Source organism: Prosthecobacter sp. SYSU 5D2 (genome assembly GCF_039655865.1).
Classification (GTDB): domain Bacteria; phylum Verrucomicrobiota; class Verrucomicrobiia; order Verrucomicrobiales; family Verrucomicrobiaceae; genus Prosthecobacter.
In genome coordinates this window covers 526,175-538,652 of the sequence record NZ_JBBYXL010000002.1, presented here as the reverse complement: position 1 = coordinate 538,652, position 12,478 = coordinate 526,175, and the positions used below count along the sequence as shown (strand labels likewise).

The 12,478-nt window shown below is 59.0% G+C and carries 7 protein-coding genes; 2 read left to right on the top strand and 5 right to left on the bottom strand.

Translation table 11 applies throughout. The features are described from left to right. Nucleotides 1–234 precede the first annotated feature (234 nt). A complete protein-coding gene (locus tag WJU23_RS04780) occupies nucleotides 235–1,686 on the top strand; it encodes a neutral/alkaline non-lysosomal ceramidase N-terminal domain-containing protein (protein WP_346331395.1) in 1,452 nt (483 codons plus the stop codon). A 153-nt stretch (nucleotides 1,687–1,839) separates the two neighbouring features. Here WJU23_RS04780 and WJU23_RS04775 read toward each other — a convergent pair whose 3' ends face one another. From WJU23_RS04775 to purM, 4 genes are all read right to left on the bottom strand, one after another. After that, nucleotides 1,840–3,153 carry a DUF1501 domain-containing protein gene (locus WJU23_RS04775; protein WP_346331394.1) on the bottom strand — a complete coding sequence of 438 codons (1,314 nt, stop codon included), beginning with the start codon at nucleotides 3,151–3,153 and terminating at the stop codon, nucleotides 1,840–1,842. A 35-nt stretch (nucleotides 3,154–3,188) separates the two neighbouring features. Continuing rightward, nucleotides 3,189–5,549 carry a DUF1549 domain-containing protein gene (locus tag WJU23_RS04770; RefSeq protein WP_346331393.1) on the bottom strand — a complete coding sequence of 787 codons (2,361 nt, stop codon included), beginning with the start codon at nucleotides 5,547–5,549 and terminating at the stop codon, nucleotides 3,189–3,191. A gap of 59 nt (nucleotides 5,550–5,608) precedes the next feature. Then, nucleotides 5,609–6,544: a TIM barrel protein gene (locus WJU23_RS04765; RefSeq protein ID WP_346331392.1), complete on the bottom strand. Its 936-nt coding sequence runs from the start codon at nucleotides 6,542–6,544 to the stop codon at nucleotides 5,609–5,611. Nucleotides 6,545–6,835: 291 nt separating this feature from the next. Further along, the gene (purM, locus tag WJU23_RS04760) at nucleotides 6,836–7,831 is read right to left on the bottom strand and encodes a phosphoribosylformylglycinamidine cyclo-ligase (RefSeq protein WP_346331391.1); all 996 of its coding nucleotides are present in this window, start codon (nucleotides 7,829–7,831) and stop codon (nucleotides 6,836–6,838) included. 157 nt (nucleotides 7,832–7,988) lie between these two features. Between purM and WJU23_RS04755 the strand changes: the two genes are divergently transcribed. Continuing rightward, on the top strand, nucleotides 7,989–9,311 hold the full coding sequence (locus tag WJU23_RS04755; RefSeq protein ID WP_346331390.1) for a hypothetical protein: 1,323 nt from the start codon (nucleotides 7,989–7,991) through the stop codon (nucleotides 9,309–9,311). 21 nt (nucleotides 9,312–9,332) lie between these two features. Here WJU23_RS04755 and WJU23_RS04750 read toward each other — a convergent pair whose 3' ends face one another. After that, the gene (locus WJU23_RS04750; protein ID WP_346331389.1) at nucleotides 9,333–11,993 is read right to left on the bottom strand and encodes a sigma-70 family RNA polymerase sigma factor; all 2,661 of its coding nucleotides are present in this window, start codon (nucleotides 11,991–11,993) and stop codon (nucleotides 9,333–9,335) included. Nucleotides 11,994–12,478: the final 485 nt, after the last annotated feature.

The window sequence follows — 12,478 nt, the reverse complement described above, 5'->3', positions numbered from 1 at the left end:
CAAACTAGGGCCGGAAGTTGGGGTTGGGACTCAAGCGAGTGCTTATTAACTCCGCTATTTCATAGAAGATGCGCCGATTAGTAAAGATTTTTTTTGGTTTCACAGAAAAATCATTCACTGACTTTGTCCATTGGGCTTACGCCCATGGTTAATTCTGCCTCATACTGAGGTTTATTTTCTTCAGAACCCGGTTTCCAGCCACAAAAGCTGCCTCAATCCCCGTATTCTAAGGCTATGAAGCGATTTTGCCTCCTTGTCTGTCTTTTGACGGTGTCTTCCTTTAACTGGGCTGCCGAACCCGGCTTCCGCGCGGGCGCTTTTGCCCAGAATATCTCCCCAACGACCTTTCCAACACCGGTCAATGGCAGCATGAAGGGGAACCACGCCAAAGGAATTTCTGATCCCATGCACGCACGTTGCTTAGCCCTCCACGATGGCAAGCGGGCCCTGGTCTATGTGGTGGTGGATGCCTGCATGATCCCCCGGGAAATTTGCGAGGAAGCAAAGCGGCTGGCCAGCCAGGAAACGGGCATTCCGGCAGCCCATATGCTGATTTCTGCCACCCACACGCACTCGGCAGGCACCCTGGCGGCCGTTTTCCAGAGCGATCCCGACCCCGAATACGTCAAAACGGTGGCTCCCAATATCGCCGCCGGGATCATTCAGGCGGTGAAAAACCTGGAGCCGGCGGAGTTTGGCTGGGCTTTCGGCAGTGAGCCAAGGCACGTTTTCAACCGCCGCTGGCACATGAAGGAGGGGCAATATTATGAAAATCCCTTTGGCATCACCACGGACCGCGCGCGGATGAATCCGGGGGCAGTGAGCCCCGTCGTGTCTGTGCCCACCGCCCCCGTGGACCAGGATGTGGCCGTGATGGCGGTGCGGGCGCTGGCTGACGGGCGGCCCCTGGCCCTGCTGGCCAACTACAGCCTGCATTATGTGGGCGGGAACACGGCCATCAGTGCGGACTACTTTGGCGCCTTCGCCCGGGAAATCGGCACGCGGCTGGGCGCCGAGGATGAGCGTTATGCGGGCAAGCCGGCCTTTGTCGGCATCATGTCCAACGGCACCAGCGGGAATATCAATAACATCAATTATGGCTCCTCCCTGCGGTATAAACGCAATCCTGGCGAGCAGATCAACATCGTGGCCGGGCATGTGGCGGAGGTGGCCCAGGGTGCCTATGAGACCATCCGCTGGGAGAAGGAGGTGACTTTGGATTCTGAAGAGGCGGACGTGGAGCTGGCGGTTCGCAAAGGCACGGCGGAAGAAATGGCCCAGGCGAAAGAATGGCTGGCCACCATCCCCAGGGACAAGGATGGCCAATGGAGTGACAAAAAAGCCATCTATGCCCGTGAAACGGTGCTCCTGGCAGACTTCCCGGACACGGTGCCCGTAAAACTGCAGGCGCACCGCATCGGCTCACTCAGCGTCGCGGCGATTCCCTGCGAGGTGTTTGTGCAGATCGGCCTGCGCTTGAAAGAGACCACGCCGTTTGTCCGCCACTTCACCATCTCCCTGGCCAATGGTTACAATGGTTATCTGCCCACGGAGGCGGACCATGCCATGGGCGGTTATGAAACCTGGCGCGCCCGCAGCAGCTACCTGGAAGTGCCCGCCTCCACCGTGGTGACGGAGAAGCTGGAAGACATGCTCGGTGCCATGAAGCGGCGGATGGAGGAGTGAGGCGCGTGTGAATCAATGGGCTGCGAAGCTCCCCAATCCCCCACATCAATGCGGCACTCCGAACGCTGAATTCAGCCAAAAACGAAGCCAGTCCCGCAAAGGACTGGCTTCGATGTTTAGAAGGCTGCCTAACTTAAAGGACTTCGAAAGGAATCAGGCAAACAGGTTGGTGATCGGCTTGCCTTTGTCCGCGATGGTGAATGGTCGCTTGCTGGGGCTGTAGATGACCTGGTCCAGCGGAAGGCCGAGGGCGTAGGCGATGGTGGCGTTGAAGTCACCGATCTGCACTTTGTCCTCGATGACTTCGCGACCTTCCTTGTCGGTCTTGCCATAGGTCATGCCACCGTTGATGCCACCACCGGCCAGGACGGCGGAGAAGGCTTTCGGATAGTGGTCACGGCCAACGTTGATGTTGATGTCCGGGGTGCGGCCAAACTCGGAGGTGAGGACGACGAGGGTATCCTTCAGCAGGCCGCGGGCATTGAGGTCCTCAAGCAGGGTGGCGAGGCCGTGGTCCAGCGTATCGCAGAGCTCAGGCACGCGGACGAAGTTGGCGTTGTGCGTATCCCACCCGCCAAGGCTGACCTCAACGAAACGGACACCGCGCTCCACGAGGCGGCGGGCCAGCAGGCAGCCCTGGCCGAAGGCTTCTTTGCCGTAGGCTTTGCGCAGCTCTTCAGGCTCTTCGGTGAGGTCAAAGGCTTTGAGGTCTTCCGACTTCATCATGGCCATGGCGCTGTCATACATGTCGCTGTAGGCGCTGACGTTGCCATGCTTGAAGGTGGAGCGGAAGTCGGCATCCAGATCCTCGGCCAGGCTCATGCGCTTCTGGAAACGGTCCTCGGTGAGGCCTTTCTGCAGCTTGACGTTCTTGAGGCCGTTTTCCGGATTGTTGACATACAGCGGGCTGTACTGGGCAGGGAAAAAGCCGGAGCCGGGATGGCGGCTGTCATTGCCGATGAAGACAAAGTTAGGGAGGGTGCTGTTGCCGCCGCCCTGGAAGACGTTCAGCCAAGCACCCATGGCGGGATGGCGGATGGTGCCACGCAGGTCATAGCTGGTGTGCATCATGTAGTTCCCCTGCTCATGCGCGCCCTGGGTGGAGGTGAGGCTGTTGATGACGCAGGCATGGTGCATCTGGCGGGAACTCAGCGGCAGGTATTCGGAAATACGCACACCGTCGGCACTGGTCTTGATGGGCTTGGTGGGGCCGGCGGTTTCCACCCCGACCTTTGGATCCCAGGTGTCCATGTGGCTCTGGCCGCCGTTCATGTACAAGTAAATCACGTTCTTCGCCGTGGCCACCTGCTTGAGCTTGGAGGAGTTTTCAAAAGCCGCATAGGACTTGCCGTTCATGTAGCTGCCCAGGAGGCCGACTCCGAGAAGGGAGGAGGCGGTCTTGGCAGCAAAATCGCGGCGGCTGATTTCACCGGAGCGGAGGAGTTTTTGGGTGAGTTCTTGGCGCATACGGGTAGTCGGTTGAAGATTGCCTGGACGTTGGGTTATTGAATAAAAATGAACTGCTGGGTATTGAGCAGGGAGAAGATGAGGTCTTCGATGTCGGCAAGGCCGTTTTCCTGGGCTTTCATCCAGACTTCTTTCTCCCGTGAGGTAGGCTTGCGGGAGAGCACGGTTTTGTAAATGGCCTCCACTTTGTCATCTGGATACTGCGCCTTGCTGACGGTGAGCATGAGCTGGCTGTGGCGGCCCATGATCTGTGGCATGAGCTGGCCGTTCATCATGGCCAGGGCCTGGGGAACGCTGGCTTCGAGGTTGGCATTTTCGATGGTCTCACGGTCGCTCTGGCCGAACTCACGCAGGTAGTGGCCACGGGGAGCGGGGCTTTCCAGCTCGGCGGCGCGCACCCAGTTGCGGGTCTGATCGGCACGGGCGCGGTAGTAGCTGGCGAGGCCTCTGCCCTCCAGGCCGTAAAAATCCGCCTCTTCCTTCCAGACGGCCTCACGGGCGGCCTGGTATGCTTTTTCCTCATCGCGGGTGCGCTTGGGGGTGTCATAGCCAGGAAGAAAGATCTTGTTCACGGCATCTCCTGTATCGGCCATGCTGGACATCATCATGTCCATGCTGGCACCTGCGGCGGCGACGACTTTATCCCCCGCTTTGCCCCCGTCCTGGAGGACGGCGGGGACCACGTCCAGCTCGGTGGCGAGCTTCTTCATGCCGGGGACGATGAGGTTCTGGTTCACAGAGGTGCGTGTTTCACGCTGAAGCTGGTTCAGCTCCCCGCGCAGCTTGTTGTAGGTCTCCTTGTCTTCATTGGCCCGTGCCTCGGCCATTTTCACCTGGAGCTCGCGGACCCTGACGGCCTGGTCTTTGTAGAGCTTGCCGGACTTTTCAGCCCCGGCGAGCACTTCCTCAGCCGTGAGGGACTCCATAGAATCGTTGATCTTTTTGGCGGCGAGAATGCGGTTGGTGAAAGCGGTGCGAAGGGCCTCATTCGGCATGTCGGGATTTGGATTGATGAGGGTGACAAAGGAATCCCACATCTGCTCCGCCGTCATGCGGCGCAGGACGGGGCCGGTGAAGTGGTAAACGATGCCGGGGGCGACCTCCTCGCGGGTGACCTGGCGCTGATAGGCGCTGGTGTTGTAAAGGATGCGCAGATAAGCCTTCATGTCATAGTTCAGGCTGACGATGAGCTTCTCCAGGTGGCTCTGAAGCTCAGGAATCATGGGCACGGTGCTGTCCATGATCTCATCCAGCGGCTCCATGAGGGCGAGGCCGAAGGCGCGCTTCCACAGGCGGTTGGCGATGACTTTATTGAAGCGGTCATTGTCTTTGGAGGCCAGCCAGCGGGCATAAGCCTGGATCTGGGTCTCGCCGGTCTTTACCTCGGCAGCGTGGCCATACATGGTGGCAGGCTCCACGCGGGACTTGGGTTTGGCATCGCTGTATTGATAGTCGTGCGGCAGCACCAGCTTGCGGTTTTCCTGGACGCTGACGGATGTGTAACGCTTCAGGTTACGGACATCAGTGATGGCCTCCTGCACATAGCGGTTGTCTTTGCGCAGCTTGTCCAGGGCGTCTTTGTACTGTGCGGCCAGCTTTTCAGTCTCTTTTTTGACACGTGCTTTTTCCTGGGCAGAGGCTTTTTTGCTGAGGGTGGGCGCTTTGAACTTCTCTCTGAGTTCTTTTTCACGCTCGCGGAGCAAGGAGAGGGCGGCGGTGGAACTGCCGTCATAATAATCATTGGTCTGCACCGGGTAGGTGAAGGCCGCCATCTCGAAGAACTGCTTCTGCGTCCACTTATCAAAGGGATGGTTATGGCACTGGGCGCACTCCACACGAGTGCCGAGGAAGACGCGGGCGGTGTTGGCCATGTTGTCCAGGGGCATGCCGCGGTCGCGCATGTAATAACCGATGGCTCCATTGTCCCAGGAATCCCCTTCGGCGGCGATCATCTCCTGGACCAGCTTGTCATAGGGCTTGTTGGTGCGAAGGCTTTCCTTCAGATAGTTCGCATAGGCTGCACCGGTGATGGCTCCCGTCTGGTTGCCGCTGGTCTGGGTGCGCAGGACGTCCGCCCAGTAATTGAAGGAGTGCTGGACGTAGCCTTCGGAGGCAAGCAGGTGGTCAATGAGCTTGGCGCGCTTGTCCGGTGCCTGGGAGTTCATGAAGGTCTCCGCCTCACGGGTGGTGGGGATACGGCCGGTGATGTCCAGATACAGGCGGCGCACGAAGGTGCTGTCATCCACTTCGGGGTTGCCTGTGACCTTGTGCTTTTTCCAGTCCGCCTCAAGAATCTTGTCAATCGCCTTGGCGGCAGACTGGGTGTCGGGGGCGGCCTGGACCGGGGTGAGCATGGCCAGGACAGCAAGCAGGGAATGGGGGAGCAAGCGTATCATATGATAAACCAACGGCAACCGGGGCGGACTTTTTCACAATCCAAACTAAATCTTTTTCGTTAGGCCGGAAATTTTTCCCGCCAGCGGTTCAGGGCCTCCACCACGGCCTCCCGCCTGTTGCCGGGGCTGAGCTCCCAGATGAGAGGCACGCCGGCAGGGACGAGCGGCATCAGTTTTTCCAAGGCCACGCCGCCGGTGCTCAGTGGTGCGCGATGGTCTTTCATGGGCCAGGCGACGTCATGGACGTGGCAGCCAATGAGGTGCGCGGAGATCTGGGAGAGGTAGGTTTCGTGGTCCAGCAGCGCGAGATTGGCCTGGCGCTGGACGTGGCCAAAGTCATGCCAGGAGCCGACCCAGGGGCAGTCCTTGTATTCCTCCAGGAGGAGGAGCATTTCATGCTGGCTGGGGATCTGCTCGTAGTGGCTGCGCGTCTCGATGCCGAGGCGCACGCCTTCGGCTTCACACACGGGCAGGAGCTGGTCCAAGGCAGCACGCACGCGGTCCATGGCGAGAGCGCTGGCGGTCTGGCGCTGGGCGACGAACTTGAGTTTAAGGTCCGAATAATCGCGTGAATAAAGCTGACCGGCGAGCGCCATGGCCTCCAGTTTATCCGTGAAAGAGCGGATCCTGGCGCTGCCAAGATGGATGACGACGCGGTCCGTGCCAAAGCGGGTGGCCATGGCCAGGGTCTTTTTGGTCAGTGAGATGGCTCTTTCCCGCTCCCAGGTTTTGTCCGAGGTGAATTCATAGGCATCGGGTGCGTCCATGGTCACCTCGACGGGCGGGGGGCAGAAGTTGTGGAGGCTGCTGACTTGGATCTCACCGGCGGCCACGGCTTCCAGCAGGCCGGGAAGAAGGGAGATTTTGGTGCCGTGGCTGACCTCGATCCATTCGAAGCCGAGCTCATGGGCTTCCTGGGCCAGCGCACGCCCTTCGGTGTGGCGATGGCTGTTCCAGCAAGTGGACAGGGAAAGAATGGATGAGGTGGCTGGCACTGAAAAAATATATGGCCTGTCCGGCGTCGGATTGTGGTCAGAAGGGGTAGGCGAGAGGTTGAAGGCAGGTTGTTTTTAAACCACTAATGCCCAGCAATAGACACTAATATCAGAATTAATGGTTCGGAACATGAGTGTTCATTGCTGGGCATTAGTGGTTTTTTGAGCTGTGGCTTTTTTTTAGGAAGGATGTCGGGGGACGGTAGCGAGACGCGCGCGCTCCAGGGTTGAAAAAAGCGGGCAGCCCTGGAACAGGACCGCCCGCTTTTGGTGACTGATGCTCGGAGGAGGTTAGTTGACCAGCTCGCAGGTGACGGTGGCGCTTTTGTCCATCTCGCCGAGGACGACGGCTCCGGTGCTGACTTTGAGGGCTTTTTTGGCCTGCTTGGCATCCACGATGGCCACCCAGCCGATGCCCATGTTGAAGGTGTCCCAGCAATCCGCAGGGTCGGCGTGGCGGAGGACTTTCTGGACCACGTCGTTCTGCCAGTAAGGCACCTTGAGATGGCAGCCGAGGCCGCGCTTGGTGAAAATGCGCCCCAGATTTTCCACCAGACCGCCGCCGGTGATGTGGGCCATGGCGGCCGGTTTCACCTTCGCCTTTTTCAGACCCCAGCACTGCTCATGATAAAGAAGGGTGGGAGTGAGGAGCTGGGCGGCGTCTTTTTTGCTGAGCTTGATGCTTTCCTTCTCGATGATGCGGCGGACGAGGCTGAATCCATTGGCATGGAAACCGGCGCTGGGCCAGCCGATGAGGACATCGCCCTCTTTGATTTCGGCTGGATTGAGGACGTCTTTCTTTTCCGCCGCACCGATGGCGAAGCCGGAAAGCTCCACCATGCCATCGAGCACCGCGCCGGGCATTTCCGCCGTTTCACCACCGGCCAGGATGCAGTTGCAGGCCTGCAGGTATTCCGACATGCCGGCGATGATGCGGGCGAGCTGCTTTTTCTTGATCTGGTTCACGCCCACGTAGTCGAGGAACATGATGGGATCGGCCCCGCAGGTCAGCACGTCATTGACGTTCATGGCCACCAGGTCCTTGCCGGCATTTTCCAGCAGGTCGTACTTCAGCAGCAGCTCCAGCTTCGTGCCCACCCCGTCACAGCCGGTGAAGATCATCGGCTCCTTGTATTTGCTGAGATCGTAGCCGGCGGCGAAGAGGCCGAAGGCATTGGCCAGCTTGCGCTTCTTTTGCGTGGCCTTCACCAGCGCGCCGATGTCATCCACAAAGGATGCTGCTTCATGGATATCAACGCCGGCCTGTTTGTAAGTGTGCTTGGACATGGGAAAGAAACCGGCGCGCTGTGGCACCGGAACCCCTGAGAGTGAAGCGGGACGGCGGCGATGCAAGTGCGGGATTACGGCCACAGAGTTTGGCTCACCGAATCGAACCGCCTTCATTTGGCCTTTCCAATTTCATCTAATTCGCCAATAAACAAGGATGGAAGCCCCCCAAGTTGCAGAGCCATCCCCTGCACCGAAAAAGTCATCGTTTAAGCAGCTCTGGCTCCCCTTTTGCATCGCCGCGACAGCCGAAGTCCTGATGTTCATACCCTGGCATTGGAACACGCGCTGGATCGGTCAACTTTCCGGTTGGGTTTGTCTCGGGGGTTTGGCCTGGTTTTTCGGTTTGGCTGTAGTTTGCTTTTTCCAAAAGCGCATTGCCAGAGGCTTCGGTTCACTCGGCATCATGGTTGTTTTGGTCGGCCTGTTTATTCCATTAAATTTTGTAGGCCTGGTCCTCGGCTTCACCTCAGCTTCTGAGGATGGGTTTGCGGATGGACTGCAACTGCCAAAAGGCGTGGCCTTGACCGAGCCATTAGAAATAACATCACATGACGAAAAGGGATCTCCAGAGGACACTTTTCAGTCAGCCATACGCTCCGAAACCGCCAAGCCCCTCCCCGCCGATCTGAAACCAGATTTGCATCTCCCCTCCCTGGAACGATTGAGAAAAGAATACCCCGATCTGCTGGATCGCTATCTGGCAGCGCATCCTGGCTGGAGACTCTATAATGAAGATGGCGGGCACTTCGCTACACGACGTTGGATGAAAGGACCCGATTGGCAGATAACGCTGCACGGTTATTACAGTTTCTTTGAAGGTGAAGGACAACCTCGTTTTCAAACCCGGACGACACTCGGTTTTTCAGGAAAAACTTGGGCATCAGGTATTCAAAGGGTCGCTGCCGATCAGCCTGAGACCATCAAGACGCGCATGTATAATGATCTCTGGGAAAGTTACATTGCCGTCCCTGTCGGCGATTTGCTGGTCGAGCAAATGGAACAGTCGGAGACTCAAAAGCGCCGTATCACTGCCGTTGCCTTTGCTGAAATGGAAAAGGAATTTTCCGCCCTGCTTCGTCAACCTGACTGGCAACATGCCCGCCTTCTTTTACCTCCATCAGCCATCATCAGAGGCTCCCCGTCCCTTACCCTCGTCACCGCCTTCCAGGGCGGCATCTACAATGCCCGTTTGCGCGCCAATCCTGGTGAACCGGGACAAATCTACCTGAAAGCCTTTGAAATCACGCGCGACTACCGCCTTTCCTCTGATCGCCTGGAATCCGCAACCAATGAATGGATAGGCTGGTCCACCGACGCCGAAGAACAGTTTTTGTCTGAGACCCATTTCACCATCTATGAAGGTGATTGGGATCAATTTTATGGGGCGCGATTTGAAGTATGGTTCCGGCCTGACAGTGGAGCCCCCGAGCGTAAACTCATGGAGGCCAACTTTAAGATCGAGGGCTGGATGCGTTAATACCACCAGGAAGCACGGCCCTCACCGGACCGCCGGTTCGGCCAGCCGCCGGGTCAAGGCCTCCTGCAGCTGCCCGCGTTCCGCCGGGCTGATGGGGGCCGTTTGGGTCCAGGTGAGGAACAGTTCCAAAGTGGCGGGCTTGAGGTCGCTCCTTCTGGCCAGTTGCAGCCGGGTGGCGCGGCCAATGGGGGCAGGAAGTTGCTGCGTCCAGGCCAGCGGCGTGGTCACCGGGACTTGTTGATCAATCCAGACCCGGCAGAAGTTGCTGGTGCGTTTAGGGACATCGCCCCCCATCTGGGCCAGGTCCAGCTTCAGGATCTCGGCGGCATTGGCATCAATGTTACCCAGTTTGTTATACTGGAGTTCGCTCAGCATCTGCAAAGCGGCCATCTGCCAGTCGCGCCGCGAGTGCTTTTGCAGATAGGCGTACGCCTCCTGCGGCCGGCCGGCAAATTTCACCATGGCGATCTGGCCGAGCGCATCCGAGTATCCTCTCGGGTTCGTGATCTGCTGAATGAAGCGCGTGGACTCCTCCAGGCTGTTCTTGGCGGAAAACTGCTTCACCGCGTGGCCCATGGCCTGGTCATATTCCGTCCCGGTCATCCCCTCGCTGAGGATCAGTTCCAGCGCGGCCTGCGGATCCACCGCCGCCAGCCTTCGGCTCAGGGCCAGCGCCATCTCCTGCCGTGCCTTGTCGGCCGGCTGCTGCTTGAGCCAATACGCCGCCGCGCCTGCATCTTCGAAAGGCAGATTCCGCAGCACCTCCTTGGCCGCCTCCACCTGGTCCACCACCGTGGTGGATTCCATGATCTTTTGCAGCTGCGCATACATGCCCTCGGTACTCCGGCCATAAAGGGCGGCCATCGCGATGTCCTGCGCCACCGGCGGAGTGCCCTCCATCATCGCCAGCAGTGTGATGTCATCAGGCAGCGGGGACAGGGCACTGAGCACATGCCGCATGCTGTTCAGGTCCTTCAGCCTCGCGGTGTATTGCAGCGCCTCCTGGGGATAAGCCACGGCCCAGCCTTTGAAAACACTGATCCGGTAGTTGCCCATCCCAGCTTTTTCACAAGCGGCCGCCAGCTCAAGGGCTGTCAGGTAAGAAACATCCGGCTGCCCATAGGCGGCGCGCATGAGTGTCACCGCCCCGTCACTGATGTGAGAATCGGCCGAAGTGGCCAGCCCCTGAAGGAAGGGAACGATGGTTTGAAAAGACAGCTCAGAGTCCAGGATCAGCCGCATCGTCCGGGCGACGATGGTGGTTTTTCCTTCACCCAGCCTGCTGCCAAAGGCTTCCCAATTCAGCTTCTCACCGCCGCGCAGCATCGCCAGGTCCACCAAAAAACCGTCGTTCCCGCCGGTGCCCAACCGCGCGATGAGCAAGGAGGGATCATCCAGCCATTCAAGCGCCAGAGCCGCCTCCTTCTGCATGGATTCCTTCTTCAGGCCGCTGATCCATTCGCCTAATGCCGCTTTCTCAAACTGCCCGGCCTCCAACGCATAGAGCAGTTGTTTGCGCATGCCGAGGCCACCGTCCGGCTGGGAGGCCACCCAGTCCAGCGCAGCCAGCGGGTGCTCGTTGCTCCAGGCCATGAGGTAATTGTCAAACATGTCCAGGCGGTTTTCCAGCACCGCAAAAGTATCCCGCCACGGAGCCACGCTGGCGTCCATTCCCTGGGCGATGAGCTTGTCAAAGCCCGCCCGCGACAGGCCGATGCCCATCTGCTGCAGCAGCGCATAGCGTTTGTCCGGGTCGCTTTCCAGCAGCACCTGTTTTTTGCGTTCATCCAGCGCCATCGCACTGGTGAATTCGAAGCTGCCCTGCCAGCTTCCCTTCTTGGCAATATTGCCAGACTTCTTGTTAGGCTCACCCCGGTCACCGGCCCCACCGGACTGCGAGCCGGCTGCATAAGGATCTGTGGACCTTGAGGCAGTAAAATAGTACCCCGCTGCGGCGAGCGTCAGCGTGCAGGACTCCGCCGCCGTGGCGAGCACAAACTTCGACGTGAGCAGCGCCGCCGCCAGCGAAGTGCTGGCCGGCACCGCCATCATCGCCGCCACCATCGTCGCTCCGCCAGCCATCGAGGCTGAGGCCGCATGGGCGGGCAGCAGACCCGCCAGGGCCACCGCGCTGACCGCCACATGGCGCTTGGTGAAAAACTGCCGCAGGGTCTCCAGGGCCGCCCCCAGCTCGCGGCTGACGACGCTTTCCGAGCAGCCCATCGCCGCCGCAGCCGAGCGTTGTGACCGGTTTTGAAAATAGCACTGCACGACCAGGTCACGCTGGCGCACCGGCAGTGCCAGCATGGCCTCGTCCAGATGCGGCTCGATCTCGGTCCACAGGTTCGGTTGGGTATCGGGTGTCATTTGATTCAAGGCCTCCGCTGAGTTTTCGCGGACCCGGCGCCGCATGGCCGCCCGCTGGTGGTTTAAAGCAATGCGGCAGGCGGCGTGATACAGCCAGCCCGCCAGTGACGTCTCCGGCGGCAGGATGGCCGCCTTTTGCATCAGCAGCACAAAGGTCTCCTGCGCCGCATCCTCCGCCAGGCCTTCATCCCGCAGCACCCGGTAGCAGGCGCTCTTCACCAGCGCTCCATGCGTGGTGACAATCTTTTCACAAGCCGCCGCCGTCTTCCCCGCACGCAGCAGGGCCAGTTCTTCATCGGGAGGTTGGGTGGACATCGGATTCATAATCTTCCCAAACAAGTGTCCGCCCGCCCGGAGAACTTGCGGAAAATGTATCTCCCCGGCTGCGAATACTAACGAAAAGCAGCGCAGGGTTCTTGTAAATGGATGCCCGTTCGAACCTAACTGCTTTCCAAAAGTTCCCTCCTCACGTCTGGGCAGTGCATTCAGGCGAAATCTTTGTTCTGCGAATCTCAAACATTCCCCGTATAAATAACTCACTTCGATGCCATCATTCCGGCGCTCGGAGTACCGCTTTCAAGCGGAATCTTTGAAGCCGCGAAGCCCGCCAATCCATCACTCCCACCTCTGATAGACAATACCTTATGAAGTACGGTTACATTCTCATCGTCCTCATATTGCTAGGCGTTGCAGCATGGCTGACAAGCGCAATTTCGAGAGGTCACGATTCCATAAAAAAGACTCGCGTGGATCAAGTCTGCAGCCTTGTCGCCCAGTCACCGCCATTCCGGCTGGATGGA